General features: G+C 72.2%; 14 protein-coding genes. 12 read left to right on the top strand and 2 right to left on the bottom strand.

The genetic code is table 11. From position 1 onward, the window contains the following. Window positions 1–190: 190 nt before the first annotated feature. Genes Q5762_RS03070 through Q5762_RS03080 form a run of 3 tightly spaced genes read left to right on the top strand, consistent with a single transcriptional unit; the run spans window position 191 to window position 4,717 of the window. The gene (locus tag Q5762_RS03070) at window positions 191–1,021 is read left to right on the top strand and encodes an FAD binding domain-containing protein (protein ID WP_315890343.1); all 831 of its coding nucleotides are present in this window, start codon (window positions 191–193) and stop codon (window positions 1,019–1,021) included. Beyond that, the gene (locus tag Q5762_RS03075) at window positions 1,018–3,741 is read left to right on the top strand and encodes a molybdopterin cofactor-binding domain-containing protein (protein WP_315890344.1); all 2,724 of its coding nucleotides are present in this window, start codon (window positions 1,018–1,020) and stop codon (window positions 3,739–3,741) included. Before Q5762_RS03070 ends, Q5762_RS03075 begins: the two co-directional genes overlap by 4 nt. A gap of 4 nt (window positions 3,742–3,745) precedes the next feature. After that, complete coding sequence (locus tag Q5762_RS03080; protein ID WP_315890345.1) at window positions 3,746–4,717, top strand: antibiotic biosynthesis monooxygenase; 972 nt, start codon at window positions 3,746–3,748, stop codon at window positions 4,715–4,717. Between the two features lie 20 nt (window positions 4,718–4,737). Here the strand turns inward: Q5762_RS03080 and Q5762_RS03085 are convergent, their stop codons facing one another. After that, window positions 4,738–4,959, bottom strand: a complete 222-nt coding sequence (locus Q5762_RS03085) for a hypothetical protein (RefSeq protein WP_315890346.1) — start codon at window positions 4,957–4,959, stop codon at window positions 4,738–4,740. A 271-nt stretch (window positions 4,960–5,230) separates the two neighbouring features. Here Q5762_RS03085 and Q5762_RS03090 point away from each other — a divergent pair, with 271 nt between their 5' ends. From Q5762_RS03090 to Q5762_RS03120, 7 genes are all read left to right on the top strand, one after another. Next, window positions 5,231–6,736, top strand: a complete 1,506-nt coding sequence (locus Q5762_RS03090) for an aldehyde dehydrogenase family protein (protein WP_315890347.1) — start codon at window positions 5,231–5,233, stop codon at window positions 6,734–6,736. Beyond that, window positions 6,733–8,259: a GMC oxidoreductase gene (locus Q5762_RS03095; RefSeq protein ID WP_315890348.1), complete on the top strand. Its 1,527-nt coding sequence runs from the start codon at window positions 6,733–6,735 to the stop codon at window positions 8,257–8,259. The genes Q5762_RS03090 and Q5762_RS03095 overlap by 4 nt, the downstream gene beginning before the upstream one ends. Beyond that, window positions 8,256–9,341: a glycine betaine/L-proline ABC transporter ATP-binding protein gene (locus Q5762_RS03100; RefSeq protein ID WP_315890349.1), complete on the top strand. Its 1,086-nt coding sequence runs from the start codon at window positions 8,256–8,258 to the stop codon at window positions 9,339–9,341. Before Q5762_RS03095 ends, Q5762_RS03100 begins: the two co-directional genes overlap by 4 nt. A gap of 70 nt (window positions 9,342–9,411) precedes the next feature. Next, window positions 9,412–11,379, top strand: coding sequence for an ABC transporter permease subunit (locus tag Q5762_RS03105; RefSeq protein ID WP_315890350.1), 1,968 nt, complete (start codon window positions 9,412–9,414; stop codon window positions 11,377–11,379). A gap of 1 nt (window position 11,380) precedes the next feature. Further along, complete coding sequence (locus Q5762_RS03110) at window positions 11,381–12,349, top strand: ABC transporter substrate-binding protein (RefSeq protein ID WP_315890351.1); 969 nt, start codon at window positions 11,381–11,383, stop codon at window positions 12,347–12,349. A gap of 367 nt (window positions 12,350–12,716) precedes the next feature. Continuing rightward, window positions 12,717–14,738, top strand: coding sequence for a protein kinase domain-containing protein (locus tag Q5762_RS03115; RefSeq protein ID WP_315890352.1), 2,022 nt, complete (start codon window positions 12,717–12,719; stop codon window positions 14,736–14,738). Window positions 14,739–14,903: 165 nt separating this feature from the next. Continuing rightward, on the top strand, window positions 14,904–15,179 hold the full coding sequence (locus Q5762_RS03120) for a hypothetical protein (protein WP_315890353.1): 276 nt from the start codon (window positions 14,904–14,906) through the stop codon (window positions 15,177–15,179). On the opposite strand, the gene Q5762_RS03125 is transcribed toward Q5762_RS03120, so the two are convergent. After that, a complete protein-coding gene (locus Q5762_RS03125) occupies window positions 15,139–19,371 on the bottom strand; it encodes a tetratricopeptide repeat protein (RefSeq protein WP_315890354.1) in 4,233 nt (1,410 codons plus the stop codon). The two genes, Q5762_RS03120 and Q5762_RS03125, sit on opposite strands and share 41 nt — an antisense overlap. A gap of 108 nt (window positions 19,372–19,479) precedes the next feature. Here Q5762_RS03125 and Q5762_RS03130 point away from each other — a divergent pair, with 108 nt between their 5' ends. Next, window positions 19,480–19,641 (top strand): hypothetical protein, encoded by a 162-nt coding sequence (locus tag Q5762_RS03130; protein WP_315890355.1) that lies wholly within the window; start codon window positions 19,480–19,482, stop codon window positions 19,639–19,641. Continuing rightward, window positions 19,638–20,339, top strand: coding sequence for a hypothetical protein (locus Q5762_RS03135; RefSeq protein ID WP_315890356.1), 702 nt, complete (start codon window positions 19,638–19,640; stop codon window positions 20,337–20,339). The genes Q5762_RS03130 and Q5762_RS03135 overlap by 4 nt, the downstream gene beginning before the upstream one ends. Window positions 20,340–20,380 lie beyond the last annotated feature (41 nt).

The following is a 20,380-nucleotide window of genomic DNA, read 5'->3' on the forward strand; positions in this document are numbered from 1 at the left end:
GGCGTCCACGGACACCTTCCAGCGCATTCGTCCGTCGAACGACCGCCCCGCCCCGACTTGGCGGGGCCCGCCTCTTCGGCGATATCCTGGGGAGGAGTTGTCGCGTCGGCCCGGCCCTCCGGTGCGCGCGCATCGGGCCTCGCCGCTGTCCGGTCACCACACGATCGCCGTCGTGAGGGAGATCAGGTCCATGGATCTCAACACCGTCACCGAAGTGATCCGGCGGCCGTCCGATCGCCCAGGTGGGGACTGGCGCGAGGGCGACGCCTGGCTCGCCGGCGGCACGTGGCTGTACTCCGTCGAGCAGCCGCACCTGCGCCGCCTGATCGACCTGACGGCGCTGCGCTGGGACGCTCTCGTCCCGAGCGGCAGCGGCCTGGAGATCGGCGCCACCTGCACCATCCGCGAGCTGTACGCCCATGTGCCGCCACGGGAGTGGACGGCGGGCCCGCTCCTCGCCCAGAGCTGTGAGGCGTTCCTGTCCTCGTTCAAGGTCTGGAACGCGGCGACCGTCGGCGGGAACATCTGCCTGTCCCTGCCCGCCGGCCCCATGATCACCCTCACGGTCGCGCTCGAAGCGCGGTACGACCTTGAGGCGCCCGACGGGTCCCTGCGCACCGTGGACGCCCTCGATTTCGTGACCGGCGACCATCGGAACGTACTGGTCCCCGGGGAACTCCTGCGCCGCGTCGTCATTCCGGTGCGCGCCCTGCGGAAGCGCACCGCGTACCGCCGGTTCGCGCTGACCAGCCTCGGCCGCTCGACGGTGTTCCTCGTCGGCACGCGGACGCCGGGAGTGCAGGACCTGACGCTCACGGTCACAGCCGGCACCACCCGGCCCCTACGCCTCGCGTTCGACACCATGCCCGACGCCACGACCCTTCAGCAGAGCGTCGACGCCATCCCCCACGACGTCTGGTTCACCGATCCCAACGGGACCCCCGAGCACCGTCGCCACCTGACCAAGTACTTCGCCGAGGAGATACGGGGCGAGCTGATGGCAGCCGGGAGCCCGTCATGACGTACTCCGTGAACGGCGAGAGCTTCGACGCGGAACCCCGACCCGGCCAGTGCCTGCGCACGTTCCTCCGCTCACTCGGCCACTTCGGCGTCAAGAAGGGGTGCGACGCGGGCGATTGCGGCGCCTGCACGGTGTGGCTGGACGGTGAACCGGTCCACAGTTGCATCACCCCCGCCTTCCGCGCCGACGGCCGTCGGGTGACGACGATCGAAGGGCTCGGCGCGCCCGGCAACCTGCATCCGATGCAGCGGCAGTTCCGCGACGCCCCGGGATTCCAGTGCGGGTTCTGCACCGCCGGAATGATCATGACGTCGGCGACCTTTTCCGAGGCCCAGAAGGCCGACCTGCCGCGGGCCTTGAAGGGCAATCTGTGCCGCTGCACCGGCTATCGCGCGATCGAGGACGCCGTCAAGGGCGTCGTGGGCGTGGAGACGGCGGCGCCGGGAAAGGCCGTCGGGACGAGCGTCCGCGCGCCGGCGGCCGACAACGTGGTGACCGGTCGCGCCGAGTTCACCATGGACACCCGCATCGAGGGGCTGCTGCACCTCAAGGTGCTGCACTCACCGCACGCGCACGCCCGGATCGTCTCGATCGACAGGGCAGCCGCGCTCGCGGTGCCCGGCGTGCGCCGGGTCTACACCTGGGAGGACGTCCCGCGCAGGCGCTTCACCACGGCGATCCACACCGACCATCTCGTCGACCCGGACGACACCTTCATCCTCGACGACACCGTCCGCTTCGTCGGACAGCGGGTCGCCGCCGTCCTGGCGGACACGGTCGGCGCCGCGGAGGAGGGCTGCCGACGGCTCGTCGTCGCGTACGACGTGCTCCCGGCGGTGTTCGAACCCGAAGCGGCGATGGCCGAGGGAGCGCCGCAACTGCACGGCGCGGAGCGCGATCACTTCGCCCGCGATCCCGCCCACAACATCCTCCTGGAGATCCACGCGCACATCGGCGATGTCGAGGCGGGGTTCGCCGAGGCCGACGTGATCCACCGGGGCACGTACGCCTCACCGCGCGTGCAGCACGCGCATCTTGAGACCCACGGATCGATCGCGTGGATGGAGGACGGCCGGCTGAACGTCCGTACCAGTTCGCAGTCGCCGTCGATCGCGAAGGTGAAGCTGGCCTACCTGTTCGCGCTCCGCCCGGACCAGCTCCGGGTGTTCTGCATGCGGGTCGGCGGCGGCTTCGGCGGCAAACAGGAGGTGATCTCGGAGGATCTGGCCGCCCTCGCCACCCTGGACACCGGCAGGCCCGTCTCCTTCGAGTACACCCGCGAGGAGGAGTTCACGACGGCTTCGCCCCGCCATCCGATGGCGCTCACGGTCACGCTGGGCGCGAAGGCGGACGGGACGCTCACGGCGTTCCAGGTCCGCAACGTGTCCAACACGGGTGCGTACGGCAACCACGGGGGCGAGACGCTGTACGCGGGCGGTTCCGCGGTCATGCTCTACCGCTGCCCGAACAAGAGGTACGACGCGTACTCCGTCTACACGAACACCGTGCCGAGCGGAGCCTTGCGCGGATACGGGATGACGCAGCCGGCGTTCGCCGTGGAGTCGGCCATGGACGAACTGGCGCGCGCCCTGCACATCGATCCGCTCGAACTGCGCCGGCGCAACATCGTGCGACCGGGCGATCCGCTCGTGGCGCTGCACGACGGCCCCGACGACGTGATGTTCACCGAGGACGGAGTCGGCCGGTGCATCGATCTCGTGGCCGCCGCACTCGCCCGTACGGCCGGGCAGCCGTCCCCCGGCCCGGAGTGGTCCGTCGGGGTCGGCGTCGCCAGTTCGCTGCACGAGACCGCACCCCCCACCGAACACATCTCGGAGGCATGGGTCACGCTCGGCGACGACCTCGTCTACGAACTGGCCGTCGGGACGGTCGAGTTCGGCGAGGGGACGTCGACCGCCCATGTCCAGATCGCGGCCCAGCAACTGGGCACGACACCCTCGCGCATCCGACTCGTGCAGTCCGACACCGACCGTACGGGGTTCGACACCGGGGCCTTCGCGAGTGCGGGTCTCTTCGTGTCGGGCAACGCGGTCCAGCGCGCGGCCAACGCCGTACGCGACCGCGTCCTGGAGTTCGCCGCCGCCCACACCGGGGTCCACCTCGTCATGTGCTCGATGGACGACGACGGTGTCGTCTGCGGCGACCGCCGCGTGTCGCTGGCCGAGCTCGTCGCCCTGGCCCGGGCGCGCGGCATCCGGTTCACCGCCGCGCGCAAGGCGTACGGCTCGCCCCGGAGCGTCGTCTCCAACACGCAGGGGTTCCGCGTCGCCGTGCACCGGGTGACGGGTGAGATCCGCGTCCTGTACAGCGTCCAGGCGACCGACGCCGCGGTGGTCATCAACCCCGCGCAGGTCCGTGGGCAGGTGGAAGGCGGTATCGCCCAGGGGATCGGTTTCGCCATGACCGAGAACTTCCAGGTCGACGCTGACGGCGCCATGGTCAACCCCAACCTCCGCAACTACCGCATCCCCACCTACGCCGACATCCCCCGGACCGAGGTGCTCCTGGTGGACTCGACGGACTCCTACGGGCCGATGCGGTCGAAGGGGATGGCGGAATGCTGCGTCAACCCGGTGGCCCCCGCGCTGGCGAACGCGCTCCACGATGCCACGGGCGTCCGCTTCCGTGCGCTCCCCCTGACTCCGGAGCGCATCTACAGCCGGCTGAACGAGAGCCGGTCGGCGCAGTCGGCGGCCTGAGTCCATGAGCACCAAGAGGTTCGAAGACACCGCGGCGACGGCGATCATCGGCCAGAAGGTCCTCCCGGGAGCGGAGCGGGAGTACGAGATGTGGCAGGAGGACGTCAACGCCGCCGCGGCCCACTACGCCGGGTTCCTGGGCGCGGAGAACTCCCCGCCGACGCCCCGTCAGCCGGACTGGGTCGTCGTCTACCGATTCGACTCGATCGCTCATCTGCAGGCGTGGATCAACAGCGCGACCCGGCAGCGGTTCCTCCACAGCGGCAGCGCGTACTTCGACGGCCCAGCGACCCAGCAGGTGGTCAGCGGCGGCACGGAACCGACGGATCCGCTGGTGACGGTGGTGGTCACCCACCGGGTCCATCCGAACAGCGTCGACGACTTCCTCGACTGGCAGCGCCGCATGACCCAGGAGGAGAGCAGGTTCGAGGGCTTCCGCGGGACCGAACTCTTCCGGCCGATCGAGGGACTGCAGGACGAATGGACGACGCTCTACCGGTACGACAACGCCGAGCACCTCGACGCCTGGCTGACGTCGGCCAGGCGTCGCGAGCTGCTCGCCGAGGGCGAGCGGTTCGACGACTTCAAGCTGCGGACGATCGACAACTCGTTCGGCAGCTGGTTCGCCTTCGACGAGAACGGCAGGGAAGCCCCGCCGCCCTCGGACACCAAGACCTCCCTCGCGGTCTGGGTCGGCCTGTACCCGACCGTCGTCCTGCTGACGCTCGCCCTGCATCCGCTGGGGATGCCGTTCTGGCTCGGTCTCCTTGTGGGCAACCTGTTCTCGAGTTTCCTGATGAGCTTCGTGACGATGCCCTACTACGTGAACCGGCTGCTCAGACGCTGGCTCCGGCCGTCACCCGCCGAATCACGGACGAAGACCCACCTCATCGGCCTCGGCATCGTCGCCACGGTCACCGTCTTCTGGGCGGTCGTCTTCTACCTCGTGACGACCGTGTTCTGGACGCTCCCCTGAGCCTGACGCTCCCCTGAGTCTCAGGCCCCGAGGCCGAGGACGGCGAGGTTCAGCGCGCGCAGGTCCGGAACGGGAGGGAGCTCGTGCGGCTCGTCGCCGCGGCCTTCGTGCGTGGCCCTGACCGGACGCAGGCCGTCGACGCCTCCGGCGGCCCAGGGGGCGTCGAGCGGGGGCAGGGACAGCGTCATGCGACGGCCGTCGGGGAGGGCGGCCTCGAAGGGGGTGGAATCGCTCGACTGCATGGGGGGCTCTCCTCTGTGGGTGGTGCCTGCGTCGCCGGTGATCGACCTTTCCGTGTGTGACGCCGCACGTCAGCCGTTTGTTCCCGCCGGACCAGCCCCCGTTCGCGCACGTCTCGCACTGAGCCATATGTCCATATTTGCGTAATTTTGACACGTGAGGTGGGGCACTCTCCCCCAGGCGTCGCGCATGGATCCCCGGAGCCAGGGCAGGCGGCCGAATCGCCGGTGCAACCGGCAGGGGGATTCAAAGGAACGAAAGGCCGTACGCGACGTGACCGCAGCACGACAGACCATCCATGTGGGCGGAGAGTGGCGCGAAGCCATCTCCGGAGCCACGCGGGACATCATCGATCCCGTCGACGCGACCACCTTCGCGGTCGTGGCCGAGGGCGGTGTCAAGGACACCGACGACGCCGTGGCCGCGGCCCGCGCCGCGTTCGACGACGGTGCCTGGCCGCGTACGCCGGTCGCCGAGCGGGCCACCCTGCTGCGGCGGGTCGCCGCCCTGCTCGAACGCGACCGCGAGCGGATCGGTGCCCTGGAGAGCCAGGACGCGGGCAAGACGCTGGAGGAGGGCCGTATCGACGTCGACTGCGTCCGCGACGCCTTCCTCTACTTCGCCGACCTCGTGGAGAAGGAGGACGGCGGACGGGTCGTCGACGCCGGTTCGGACGAGATCCGCAGCGTCGTCGTGCACGAGCCGGTCGGCGTCTGCGCCCTGATCACCCCCTGGAACTACCCGCTGCTCCAGGCCAGTTGGAAGATCGCGCCCGCCCTCGCCGCAGGCAACACCTTCGTGATCAAGCCCAGCGAGATCACCCCGCTGACCACCGTCGTGCTGGTCGAACTCCTCCTGGAGGCCGGGCTGCCGCTCGGCGCGGCGAACATCGTCACCGGTCCCGGCCACACGGTCGGCGCCCGGCTCGCCGAGCACCCCGATGTCGACCTCGTCTCCTTCACGGGCGGTCTCGTCAGCGGTACGAAGGTCGCCCGGGCGGCGGCCGACAGCGTGAAGAAGATCGCCCTCGAACTGGGCGGCAAGAACCCCAACGTCGTCTTCGCCGACGCCTGTTCGACGCCCGAAGCGTTCGACACCGCCGTCGACCAGGCCCTCAACGCCGCCTTCATCCACAGCGGTCAGGTCTGCTCCGCCGGTTCCCGCCTCATCGTGGAGGAACCGCTGCGCGAGCGCTTCGTCGCCGAACTCGCCCGCCGGGCCGAGCTGATCAGGCTCGGCCGCGGCACCGACGAGGGCGTCGAGTGCGGTCCGCTGGTCTCCGCGGCCCAGCTGGCGAGGACCGAGGAGTTCGTGGCCTCCGCCCTCGGCGAGGGCGCGGTCCTGCGCGCGGGCGGCGAGAAGCCGGCGGGCCCCGGCTACTTCTACCGGCCCACGGTCCTGGACCGGTGCCACCGCGGCATGCGGGTCGTCCGCGAAGAGGTCTTCGGCCCCGTCCTCACCGTGGAGACCTTCCGCACCGAGGAGGAGGCCGTCGCCCTCGCCAACGACACCGAGTACGGCCTCGCGGGAGCGGTGTGGAGCTCCGACGAGGCCCGTGCCCGGCGGGTCGCGGCCCGGCTGCGCCACGGCACCGTCTGGATCAACGACTTCCACCCCTACCTGCCGCAGGCGGAGTGGGGCGGCTTCGGGAAGTCCGGCATCGGCCGCGAGCTCGGCCCGAGCGGGCTCGCCGAGTACCGCGAGGCCAAGCACATCTATCAGAACCTCGCCCCGCGCCCCGTGCGCTGGTTCGCGGGCGAGCAGAAGGACCAGGCATGAACGACCGGCACGTGTACGACTACGTCGTCGTCGGCGGCGGCACCGCCGGTTCGGTGATCGCCTCCCGGCTGACGGAGAACCCGGACGTCAGCGTCGCCGTCATCGAGGGCGGCCCCAGTGACGTCGGCCGCGACGACGTCCTCACCCTGCGCCGCTGGATGGGCCTGCTCGGCGGTGAGCTGGACTACGACTACCCCACGACCGAGCAGCCCCGGGGCAACTCGTACATCCGCCACAGCAGGGCGCGGGTGCTTGGCGGCTGTTCCTCGCACAACACCCTCATCGCGTTCAAGCCCCTGCCCTCCGACTGGGACGAGTGGGCCGAGGCCGGTGCCGAAGGGTGGGACGCGGCGGCCATGGATCCGTACTTCGGCCGGCTGCGCAACAACATCGTCCCCGTCGGCGAGGCCGACCGTAACGCGATCGCGCGGGACTTCGTCGACGCGGCGCAGAGCGCGCTCGGCGTTCCGCGCGTCGAGGGCTTCAACCGGCAGCCCTTCGACGAAGGCGTCGGCTTCTTCGACCTCGCCTACCACCCGGAGAACAACAAGCGGTCGTCCGCCTCGGTGGCCTATCTGCACCCGTTCCTGGACCGGCCGAACCTGCACATCGCCCTGGAGACCTGGGCGTTCAAGCTGGAGCTCGAGGGCACCCGCGCCACCGGCGTCCACATCCGTACGAAGGAGGGCGCGGAGCACGTCGTACGGGCCCGGCGTGAGGTCCTGGTGTGCGCGGGAGCCGTGGACACCCCGCGCCTGCTGCTGCACTCCGGCATCGGGCCCCGTGCCGACCTGGAGAAGCTCGGCATCCCCGTCGTGCACGACCTGCCGGGCGTCGGGGAGAACCTGCTCGACCACCCCGAGTCCGTCATCGTGTGGGAGACGCACGGTCCGATCCCGGAGAACTCCGCGATGGACTCCGACGCCGGTCTCTTCGTCCGCCGGGACCCGGAGTCCGAGGGGCCGGACCTGATGTTCCACTTCTACCAGATCCCCTTCACCGACAATCCCGAGCGCCTGGGCTACGAACGGCCCGCGCACGGCGTGTCGATGACCCCGAACATCCCCAAGCCGCGCAGCCGCGGCCGCCTCTACCTGACGAGCGCCGACCCCGAGGTCAAACCCGCCCTCGACTTCCGGTACTTCACCGACGAGGACGACTACGACGGCCGCACCCTCGTCGACGGGATCCGCATCGCCCGGCAGATCGCGGCGAGCGAACCGCTGGCCGGATGGCTGAAGCGCGAGGTCTGCCCGGGGCCCGAGGTCACCTCCGACGAGGAGCTCAGCGCCTACGCCCGTCAGGTCGCGCACACCGTCTACCACCCGGCCGGCACCTGCCGGATGGGGGCCGCCGACGACGAACTCGCCGTCGTCGCGCCCGACCTGAGGATCCGGGGGCTCGACAACATCCGGATCGCCGACGCGTCCGTCTTCCCGACCATGACCGCCGTCAACCCGATGATCGGCGTGCTCATGGTCGGCGAGAAATGCGCCGAACTGCTGGGAGGTACCAGCCGATGAACACCACTCCGCCGCACCATACGAATCCGCCCGCACCGACCGTCTTCTCCGTGCGCGACCTGTGGAAGGTCTTCGGTCCGAAGGCCGACCGCGTGCCCGCCGACCCGGAGCTCGGCGCCCTCGACGCGGCCGAGCTGCGCGAGCGCACCGGCTGCACCGCCGCCGTCCGCGACGTCTCCTTCGACGTCCGCAAGGGCGAGGTCTTCGTCGTCATGGGCCTGTCGGGCTCGGGCAAGTCGACGCTCGTCCGCTGCCTGACCCGGCTCATCGAGCCGACCTCCGGCACGATCTCCATCGACGGCGAGGACGTGCTGTCCATGGACGCCGGCCGGCTCCGCGAACTGCGCCGGCACCGTGCGTCGATGGTCTTCCAGCACTTCGGACTGCTGCCGCACCGGTCGGTGCTCGACAACGTCGCGTACGGCCTTGAGATCCAGGGCGTGGGACGCGGCGAACGGCGCGAGCGGGCGGCGGAGTTCGTCACCAAGGTCGGTCTGGAGGGCATGGAGCACCGCAGGCCGAGCCAGCTGTCCGGTGGCCAGCAGCAGCGGGTCGGCCTGGCCCGCGCGCTCGCCGTGGACCCCGAAGTCCTGCTGTTCGACGAGCCGTTCAGCGCCCTTGACCCGCTCATCCGCCGGGACATGCAGGAGGAGGTCGTCCGCCTGCACCGGGAGGAGGGCCGCACGATGGTCTTCATCACGCACGACCTGAGCGAGGCGCTGAAGCTCGGCGACCGCATCGCGCTGATGCGCGACGGCCGCGTCGTCCAGCTCGGCACACCCGAGGAGATCGTGGGCTCCCCCGCCGACGAGTACGTCAGGGACTTCGTCCGGGACGTGCCGCGCGAACAGGTGCTGACCGTCCGCTCGGCGATGCGCCCGGCGCTCGCCGACGAGCGCCAGGCCGGTCCGGCGCTCGCCCCGAGCGCCACCGTCCACGAGGCCATCGCCGCGGTGGCCCGTACCGGCGAGAACGCGCGGGTCGTCGAGGACGGCCGGTGCCTCGGTGTGGTCGACCACGCGGGACTCCTCGGCGTCGTCGCCGGGGTCCCGGCCGCCGCGACGGGGAAGGCGGTGGCCTGATGTACTCCCATACGACCTGGCCGCCGCCGGGCGGCACGACCGGTGCCACCGCCACGGGGCGGTGGGGCCGATGACCGCCACCGTCACCCCCGCGTCCCACAACCCGGCGACCGCCGCCGGGACCGGTGCGCTGCGCACCCTCGCGCGCCACCGAAGCCGGCTGATCGGCGCGGGCACGGCCCTCGCGCTCGTCCTCGGTGCCCTGCTCGTGGGCGGCGGCAGCTGGCCGGCGTCGCTCGCCGTCGATGTGTCCGGACCGCTCGGAAGCACCAGCGACTGGATCATCGACAACCGTGACAGCCACCCGCTGTTCCTCTACTTCCTCGGGCACGTCAGCAACGTCGTGGTCGTCTCCGTCCGCGCGGTGTACCTCGTGCTGCTCGCCCTCGGCTGGGCCGGCGTCACCGCCGCCGCCGGGCTGGTGGCCTGGCGGGTCGCGGGCGTCCGGCTGGCGCTGACCTCCGTCGCCGCCTTCGCCGCCTGCGGACTGCTGGGCATGTGGGTCCCCACCATGCAGACGCTCGCCCTGATGGTGGTCGCCGTCACCGCGTCCGTACTGCTCGGTGGCCTCCTCGGCCTTGCCGCAGGACTGTCCGACCGTATGCACCGGATCCTGCGCCCGGTGCTCGACACCATGCAGGTGCTGCCGGCCTTCGCGTATCTCCTGCCCGTCGTCCTGGTCTTCGGCATCGGCGTGCCCGCGGCCGTCCTCGCCACCGTCGTGTACGCCGCCCCGCCCATGGCCCGGCTCACCGCGCTGGGCCTGCGTGGCGCGGACGCCGGCGTCATGGAGGCCGCCGCCTCCCTCGGCGCGACCGGCCGACAGCGGCTGCTCACGGCCCGGCTGCCGCTGGCCCGCAAGGAGCTGCTGCTCGGCGTCAACCAGTCGATCATGATGGCGCTCGGCATGGCCGTGATCGCGTCCGTGATCGGCGCGGGCGGCCTCGGCGACCGGGTCTACCAGGCGCTGGCCTCCGTCGACGTCGGTGCCGCGCTCGCCGCAGGCGTGCCGATCGTGCTGCTCGCCATCGTCCTCGACCGGGTCACCGCCGCGGCGGGAGAGCGGATCGGCGCGGCTCCGGCCCGCCGTGCCCGGCTCGGCTGGGCCGTCGCCCTCGTCGCGTCCGCCGTCGTCGCCGTCGGCGGCCGCCTGGCCGACCGGCTCTCCTGGCCCGACGCGTGGACGGTGGACATCGCCGCCCCCGTCAACGGGGCGGTGGACTGGATGACCGCGCACCTCTACTCCGGTGTGCCCGTCGTCGGCGGCACCGCCGACTGGGCGGGGCGGTTCACCACCTGGGTCCTCAATCCCCTGCGCGACGGCCTGCAGTGGCTGCCCTGGTGGGCGGTCCTGCTGACCGTCGGCGCGCTCGCCCTGCTCATCGGCACCTGGCGCACCGCCGCGACCGCCGTCCTCGCGATGGCCGCGATCGGGGTGCTCGGCGTCTGGGACCCGGCGCTCGACACGCTGTCCCAGGTACTGGCCGCGGTCACCGTGACGTTGCTGCTCGGCTTCGCCCTCGGGGTCGCCGCCGCCCGCAGCACCCGCCTGGGGCGGGCGTTGCGTCCGGTGCTCGACGTCTTCCAGACGATGCCGCAGTTCGTGTATCTGATCCCCGTGGTCGCCCTGTTCGGTGTCGGCCGCGCCCCGGCCGTCGCGGCCGCCGTGGTCTACGCGCTGCCTGCGGTCGTACGGATCACGGCCCAGGGTGTGCGTGGCGTGGACCCGGCCGCCATGGAGTCCTCGCGCTCGCTGGGCGCGACCGGGTGGCAGCAGCTCTTCCAGGTCCAACTTCCGCTGGCACGGCCCGCGTTGCTCCTCGCCGTCAACCAGGGCGTGGTGCTCGTTCTCGCCGTCGTCGTCATCGGCGGCCTGGTGGGAGGCGGCGCGCTCGGTTACGACGCGGTCTTCGGCCTCGCCCAGGGCGACCTGGCGACCGGCCTGGTCGCGGGTGCGGCGATCGTCTGCCTCGGCCTGATGCTCGACCGCGTCACCCAGCCGACGGAACGGCGCGACCTCGCCGGAAAGGGGGCCTGAGATGGCTCGTACACGTATTGCCGCACTCACGGCCGCCGTCGCCCTGACGGCCGTCACCGGCCTCGCCGGCTGCGGCGCCGCCGACATGACCCGCCAGGCCTCCCCGTACGCGGGCGCCAAGGACTCCCGGACGGTGACCCTGTCCGTGCAGTCGTGGGTGGGCGCGCAGGCCAACGTCGCCGTCGCCCAGTACCTGCTTGAGCACGAGCTCGGCTACCGGGTGGACACCGTCCAGATCGACGAGGTGCCGGCCTGGGACGCGCTCAGCCAGGGCCGGGTGGACGCCATCCTGGAGGACTGGGGCCACCCGGAGCAGGAGAAGCGGTACATCGACGACAAGGGGACGATCGAGCGCGGTGGCGATCTCGGGGTGACCGGCCACATCGGCTGGTTCGTACCGACGTACTTCGCCGAGAAGCACCCGGACGTCACCGACTGGAAGAACCTGAACAAGTACGCCGACGAGTTCCGTACGGCGGAGAGCGGCGCCAAGGGCCAGTTGCTCGACGGCTCCCCGTCCTACGTCACGAACGACAAGGCGATCGTGAAGAACCTGGACCTCGACTACGAGGTCGTGTTCGCGGGCTCGGAGGCGGCGCAGATCACCCAGATCAAGCAGTTCGCAAAGCAGAAGAAGCCGTTCCTGAGCTACTGGTACAAGCCCCAGTGGCTGTTCGAGAAGGTCCCGATGACGGAGGTGAAGCTGCCCGCGTACAAGGAGGGTTGCGACGCCGAACCGGCGAAGGTGGCCTGCGCGTACCCGCAGACGCCGCTGCAGAAGTTCCTCAACGCCCGCTTCGCGGACGGCGGAGGCGACGCCGCGGCCTTCCTGAAGAAGTTCCGGTGGACGACCGAGATGCAGAACGACGTCGCGCTGATGATCGCGGAGCAGAAGCTGGCCCCGCAGGAGGCGGCGGCCCGCTGGGTGAAGGAGAACGAGGCCACCTGGCGGGCGTGGCTGCCGTCCTGACGCGGACGCCACCGCCGTACGGGTTCCCAGGTCCGGGATAGGGTGCCGCCGACGTGATGCAAACGGGGGCGGGACATGACACTGCGGGACGGGGATCCGCGGGCGATCGGGGGATATGCCCTGATCGCCCGGCTGGGTTCGGGCGGGATGGGGACGGTGTACTCGGGACGGTCGGCTTCGGGCCGGCTCGTCGCGGTGAAGCTGGTACATCAGCAGTTCGCCGACGACCCGGAGTTCCGGACCCGGTTCCGGCAGGAGGTGGCGGCCGCGCGGCTGGTGAGCGGGGCCTTCACGGCAGCCGTGGTGGACGCCGACCCGGACGCGGAGCGGCCCTGGATGGCCACCCAGCTGGTTGCCGGGGCGGACGTTGGGCGCGCGGGTGAAGGCGGACGGGCCGCTGCGCGGGACCGCGCTGCGGGTGCTCGCACTCGGCCTGGTGGAGGCGCTGCGCGAGCTCCACACCACCGGGGTGGTCCACCGCGATCTGAAGCCGGACAACGTCCTCCTCACGGACGACGGGCCGCGGGTCATCGACTTCGGGATCTCACGGGCGGCGGGGCAGCAGACGCTGACCTCGACCGGGCAGATCCTGGGGACGCCGCCGTACATGTCGCCGGAGCAACTGTCGGCTCCGGCGCGGGTACGGGCGTCGTCGGACGTGTTCTCGCTGGGGTCGGTGCTGGTGTTCGCGGCGACCGGCCGGGGGCCCTTCGACGCGGACTCGCACTACATGACCGCGTACCGGGTGGTGTCCGAGGCGCCGGACATCGGAGCGCTGGCTGATTCGCTGCGGACGGTGGTCGGAGCATGCCTGGCCAAGGAGGCGACCGCCCGGCCGGGGCCGGACGAGCTGTTGGCCACGCTGGCGGGGATCCCGGCGGCCGACTGGGAGACCCCTCTCCGTGAGGGCGTGAACGGGGGCGGGGCTGGTGGGTCGGAGCCGACGGCCGGCTCGGCAGGTGCGGCCAGGCTCGGCAAGGACACCGCAGGCAGTGCGCTCACCGGACGCTCCGGGCCGCCGACCGGCCCGGTCGGGGACACGGCGGCCGTATGGCGCCGACGGCACCGGCGGCGCGCTCTCCTCGCCGGGGCGCTCGCGGCTTCACTGCTGGCCGGCGGCGGGATCTACCTGCGGCTCTCCCCGTCGGACGACGGCCCGCAGGGCGGCGCGAAGGCCCCTCGGGCCACGCCCACCCGATCGGCGGTCACCGGGACCCTCTCCCCGTACGTGGCCACCGACGGCGGAAGCCCGGCCGGCAACCGCGCCTACGCGGACCCGCCCGCCCGGCGCCCCGCCGGCTGGCGGGCGTGGAACGGCGGGACGGACATGGGTTCCTGCGGGTACGCGGACTCCTCGCTGGTGTGTACGGCGCGCGGCCCCGAGAACGGTCCGGAGGACATACTCAGCAGGTTCGACGCGACGACGGGCGAGCCGCTGTGGGGACAGCTGCTGGAGGATGCCGTGGACGGGCAGGGCCCGTTGGTGGCCCCCGGAGCGACCGCCGGTAGCCACACGGTGATCGTGCTCGGCGGTGACGGGTTCACCGCGGTGGACCTCGCCGACGGCGCTCCCCGCTGGGAGTTCCGTACCAAGGAGAAGCTGCGGCGGCCGGTCCTTGACGCGGACGGCAGCCGGGTGTTCGCGGTCGACGAGTCAGGCACGGTCACCGCCCTGGAGACCCGGTACGGGAAGGTCCTGTGGCGGCAGACGGTGTCCGGCGCCGAGGACGGCCACCCGGCGCTGCGGGTGGCGGCGGACCGGGTGTACGTACAAGGGCGGGGGCTGCAGAGCTTCGTGACGGCGCTCGACGCGGCCACCGGGGAGAAGCTGCCGTTCGGGACTCCGCGGGACGGCACCCGGTTCGCGCTGCCCGGGACGTGCGAACGTCACGGACTCGCGCTGGCCCAGGACGAGTCCGACGCGACCGTGTTCCTGTGCGGCAAGGAGGACGGGACGGGTGTGCTGCGCGGAGATCCTGGGAGGCGGCGGACGAAGAGCATCCCGTACGCCGGCACGGCGCTGTCCGGGCCGGCCGCGGCCGGGGGCAGGGTGTACGTGATGGCGACCGCGGCAAAGGGCGAACCGGTCTTCATGGAGGTCGGCCAGGAGTCCGGCGGGGCTGTGTGGCGGATCCCGCTGGCGGCGGAATGCGCCGACCCGGAGCGCCCGGAGACGGCGAACGCGGTGGTGGTGACCGACGGCCTCGCGTACGTCCGGTGCCGCACCTCGGGGGTGGTGATCGACCTGACCACCCGCGAGAAGACCGCCCGCTTCACCGTCCCGGGCGGCGTCCGCCCCGACGGCCCGTCAGGCTTCCTGGTGGTGGGCGGGCTGGTCTTCACCCCGACCACCAAGGGATGGTCCGCCGTCGAACCCACCCCGGTCTAGGGCGCGCAAGGCCCCATGACGCCTGGGCGGCCACCCGGCATGATGGACGCCATGGACACACCCGGCGCAGAGTGGATCACCATCGCGGCCTACGGGAATCTGCCCGGCCGCCTCCACCCGATGGCGGCCGCCCGCGCTTGACTGCGCGACCGCGGCATCGACTGGATGCCCTTCGGCCCGGAGGAGATCCAGTGGGGTCTGGCCTGCGGCATCGGCCCTGACGGCGATTGGCACGGCTGGTTCGACGTCCTCGTCCACGCCGACGCGCTACGGCGGCTCGGGCTCCATCCCGGCCAGCCCACCGCCGAGGTCACCGCTCCCTCCCCGCCCGGCTGGTGGCATGCCGCCGCGGAGCGCGACGCCCACCAGCGGCTCGACGGCCCCCCGTGGGCCGGCACGCTCACCCCGTGCGGCCCTCCGTCGTCGGCAGCGTCGCGGTGAGGGTGAGGACCGCCGAGACCGACGCCTCGTCGAAGTGGCGGCCGAGCAGCCGGGTGAACTCCTCTTCGCCGAGCGCGGCGCGCTGTTGGCGCAGGGCCGCGAGGTTGAGGACCGCGTTGTCCGACGTGATCTGCTGGTTGAGGGAGAGTGCCCGCACCATCAGCGGTACCGCCTCCTCGGGAAGCCCCTGGTCCGCGCGCAGGTTGCCCAGTTCGCCGTAGTCGAGCGCCACCTCCTTCCACGCACGCGCCGCCTCGTCGATGGCGAGGCACTCGCGGTAGCACTGCTCGGCGAGCTCCAGATCGCCCCGTAACTGGGCCACCCGCCCCAGGTGGAACGTGCTGTTGGAGACCCCCGCCTGGTTGCCGAGAGCTCTCTTCACGGCCACCGAGGCGCGGAAGTACTCCTCCGCCTCGCCGTAGGCGTGCCGGTCCTGGCAGACCCGGCCCAGCTGGTGGAGCACGATGGCCCGGTTGGTGTGGTTGCCCAGCTCCTCGAAGAGCGTGAGCGCCGCCCGATAGCTCCGCTCGGCGGCCTCCAGGTGGCCGGTGTGCAGGTTCACGAGCCCGAGGTCTTCGTGGCACTTGGCGACGGCCTCGGGGTAACCGGACGCCTCGCACACCGGCAGCGCACGCAACAGGAGCATCCGGGCCGTACCGTACGCGCCCCGCGCGTTCGCGGCGATCGCCAGCTGCACGTAGGCCGTGCCCAACGGCGACGGAGTCGGCGAGGAGTCGAACAGCCGGATGTACCCCACCGTGAGGTACATGACGTGGTCCGCTGTCGCGGCATCGACGTGCCGCCGTACGATCCGGTCGAAGGCGTCGGCGCCGAGCTCCCAGCGCAGGACGGCGAGCCAGTCGAGGTCCTTGTGCCCGCCTGGATCCCGCCGCCCTTCGAGCCAGGCCTCGAGTATGCACGGCACCGCGTCCTCCGCACGCCCCAGGACCGTTCGTACGGCACCGAGTTGCCGGTCGCACGCGGCGAGATGCGCCCTCTCCCCGAGCGCCGCGAACACGGCGGCCGCGCGGGAGAAGCACGTCTCCGCCCAGGGCAGGTCCCCGGCGTCGCGCGATATCTCACCGAGCTGCTGGCAGGCCTCGGCGATGTTCCTGCTGCTCCCGATCGCTTCGAATATCTCCAGGGCGGCCCTCGCCTCCGCCTGCGCCGCGTCGTGGTCGAAACGTTCCAGGGCGATCTTCGCGAGCGCGATCCGGCCGTTTCCCTCGTTCACCCGGTCGCCCAGCGTGATGTGGTGGGAGAGAGCGACGCGCGTGCACCGTTCCGACTTCACGTAGTCCTTCGCGCGGAAGGCCAGGATGCCGATCTGGTGCTGGGCCGCCGCGATCCCCGCGAGATCGCCCAGTTCCTCGCAGATGGCCAGCGCATCGACGTACTGCTGCTCCGCGAGACGATCGTCGCCCCCGCGGCTGGTGTGGCCGGCGAGTTGGTGCATGGTGATGGCCACCCGTTGGCGCTCGCCGAGGCGCTCCATGATCGACATCGACTGCCGGTACAGGCGCTCGGACTCGTCGTGGTCGCCCCTGTGCTCGGCGAGCGTGCCCAGGTTGTGCAGCACGGCCCCGACCAGGTCCTCGGCGCCCAGCTCCGCGAAGCGGGCCATCGCTTGTCGGTAGCGGCTCTCGCCCTGCGCGTACCGCCCCCTGCGCACGTCCAGTCCGCCGAGTTCCGAGAGGATCTCGGCGGCGACCAGCGACCCCGGTACGGCCATCGAAAGCGCCTCGTGACGCAGCCGCTCCTCCCGGGCCCACTGGCCGCTCTGCTGGAGTTCGCGGCAGGCCCGTTCCGTGTGGTCGAGGGCCTTCGGCACGCGGCCGCCGGCCAGTTCGTGGAACCTCGCCTCAAGTACGTAGCCGATGTAGGTGTCCTGCGCCGTCGTCGTGCCGCACCGCCACGCCCAGTACGCGCCCGCCCTGCGGTGGGCCCGGGTCAGCCGGCCCGGTCCCGCGATGCGCGCCAGGGCCGCGGCGGTCCATCGGTGCACGAGGTAACCATCGCCGGCGGGCGCGAGGAGCCCGAGATGCAGGAGCCGTGCCACGGCCTCGTCCAGGTCGTCCGGCTCCGGCGGCGGCTCGGCGGCGTCGGACGGGTCGGCCGCGTCCGGCGGGGCGGCCGCGCCGGACACGTCGGACGGGTCGGTCACGCCGGACGGGGCGGCCGACGCCGCCGCCACCTGCCACGTCAGGCCCGCGCGGTCCACCGGCAGCCGGTACACCGCCGCGCCCAGCAGCAACCGCCGCGCCGCGGGGACGTCGTCGAGCCGGGCGAGCAGTTCCGGCAGGAGCACGTCCTGCGCGATCAGCGCACCGGTCTCGTGCAGCTGCCGCCCCAGCCCGCCGCCCGAGGCGATCTCGCGACCGGCCAGTGCGGCGCCCAGCCGGGCGCTCACCTCGTCGAAGCGGGCCGCGCCGTCACGCAGCAGCGCGTCGAGGTACTCCAGGGAACGCGGATGACCGCCGAGACGCGCCCACACCTGAGCCTGCTCGGGCGGCGACAAGGCGTCGATGCCGGGCAGGCGCCAGATCAGCTTCCGGGTCTCCTGCCAGGTCAGCGGCCCGAGATGAAGGCTCTGGACGCCCGCGATGGGAAAGGGATATCTGCTGGTCACAAGGGTGCTGTGGCGCTCCGCCCAGGCCTGGAGGAACTCCGCGAGTTCCGCGTCGACGAGGTGGTGCTCCGCGTCCAGGTTGTCCTCGGCGTTGTCGAGAACCAGCAGGAGCGGTACGGCGGCCCCGACGGGCGCCGCCCCGAGCAGCTCCCGCCAGTCGCGTCCGGGCTCGTTCAGGGCGATCACCCACTGGTGCAGCGGCTCGGTCTCCGTGAGCCCCTTCCGGGCGCAGTGCGCGCCCAGCCGGCGGCGCAGCTGCTCCATGATCGTGTCGACGGTCGTCCCACCGGCGACCGCCACCACGACACCGTCGGCCGCGTCCGCCGTGAAACGGCGGACGAGTTCGGCGGCCAGGCTCGTCTTGCCGATGCCGCCGATGCCGTGCAGCAGGACCCGCGGCTCGGTGCCGGCCAGCTGCCGCAGGGTCCTTCTGCGGCCGACGAAGGCGTGCCGTCCACGGACCGTGCCGTCGACCACGACCGCCTGTGTGTCGGGTTCGCCGACGTCGGAGCTCGGTGCTTCGAGGGGGTCGGCGGCCCGCGACCCCGCGGAGGGGCCGCCGCCCGGTCGTAACGCCGGATCGGCGAGGAACAGCGCCGGCGTCGCCCACTCGGGAAGCGGACGCGGTTCGCGCGCGAGCTCCCGACGCACGTCCGAGAAGACGGTGAGCAGGTCCGTGTCGGGGCGGCTCGCCAGCCCCTCGTACAGTCGCGCGCACAGTTCGATGGCGTAGTCGTCGCTGACGACGCTGTTCATCGCCAGTACGGCCTGAGCCCCGTTGTCCAGCAGGCTCCTGGCCAGACCGGGCAGCTCGGCCTGGCCCTCCAGGGCGGTGGAACAGCCCGCGAGCACGATGAGCGGCACCCCGCCGTCGGACGGCATGACGTCCCGTACGAAGCGGGCCGCGTCCACCGCGTCCTCTTCGCCCGTGGGGGTCTCCAGGAGCAGCGCGCCGGGGCGGGCGTGGCAGGAGATGTGCAGGACGTCGCAGGCCTCCGCGTCGAGCGCGGACCGGATCGCCGCCGCGCTGCCCCACTCCAGGACCCGTACCCGGTGGCCCGTGCGGCGACCGGGCTCCACGGCGTCCAGGATCCTCGCCCATTCCCTTTCGTAGTCGAGGAGTTGGCCCGAGCTGTCGTCGGGGGCGGCGACCGCGGCGACGATCCGCAGGGGGCCGCCGGTCGCGGCGGGGGCCGGCCCACCGGTGCGCCGCGTCGTCCGGTACAGATCGACGCCGGGGTCCAGGGCCAGCGGGACGGCGCGACCGGGCGGTACGAGCGTCTCCCACGGCAGGTCCGCCACCGCCGGATCGGTCACCTCGACGCCGATCCGGTGCGGCCCCGGCCGGCGCAGCTCCTCCGACAGCGCCCGGCCGACGGGGCCGTCGAGGAAGCGGTCCGCGAGCGCGGCACCCACTTCCCACAACAGCTCGTCCGACGGCTCCCTGCGCAGCCGCCACACCAGATCGGCCGTGCGCCGGCTCGCCGCCTTCGGTGGCTGTGAGGTTCTGACGCCCCCGATGTCGCACATCACGTCCGTGCTGCCGATCGCCAGCTCGATCACATGAGCCCCCGTCCCGCTCTCGCCTTGCGTCCGTCCCGCGCGGCCAGGATGACGGGGCGGGCGACCACCGGGCAATGACGCCAACTGCCCAACCCTCATACTGGGTTCATGTCGGACACCCCTGAAGAGCCCCCGCAGCCGAACGCGGTGCGGGTCAACGAGGCCGGCCTGCTCGAGTACTTCGACGGGGAGGCGTGGGCGGCGTACGTGGACCTGCCGGACGACGATCCCGGTCCGCTCGGCCTCGTACTCCGCAAGGAGTCGCCGTGAGCGCCCCGCCGACGGCCGCGGACCCCGGCGGCACCGCTCTCCCCGGCGGCGCGGTCCTCCCCGGCGGCACCGTTCCCCCCGGCGGCGCCGTCCTCGACGCACTGCCCTCGCCGCTGGACTCCGTCGCCGACAGCCGGGAGGCCGCGCGGTGGACCCTCGCGTCCACCGGGGCCGTTGGCGCGCTGCTGCTCGGCGGCGGGCCGTTGCTCGCCGTGGGGCGGATCGACGGCTGGGCGCACGCGGCCTGGGCCGGCGGCGGCCTGTTCGTGGCCCTGCTCGGCATCGCCTGGGCGATGTGGCAGACCAGCGAGGTGCTCGTACCACCGCTGACCACGCCCGAGGTCCTCACCTCCCCGGCCCTTCGCGGGCTGCGCGAGCAGCTCGACGCCGCGCCCGGCTACTACTTCGGCTCGGCGGCCACCGACGTCGAGGGCCTGCTGCGGCACCGCCGGGTCGCCACGGAAATCTCGCGACGGATGCAGACCGCCGGAACGGCGGAACGGGCGGCGCTGGAACGCGGACTGGCCACGGCCCACCGCAACATCGCACGGACCGACCCGTATCTGCGCTGGCTGCTCGCGACCGCGCACGCGTGGATCGTGCGGGAGAAGCTGCGCAGGGCGCGGCGGCACACCTTCCTCTCCGCCGTACTCGTCATCGCCGGCGCGGTGGTGTTCCTCGGCGCTACCGGGCGCTGAGGCGCGTCGCGGTTCCAGCGCGGCCGTGCCCGGAGTGATCG

The organism is Streptomyces sp. P9(2023) (assembly GCF_032436795.1).
Lineage (GTDB): Bacteria > Actinomycetota > Actinomycetes > Streptomycetales > Streptomycetaceae > Streptomyces.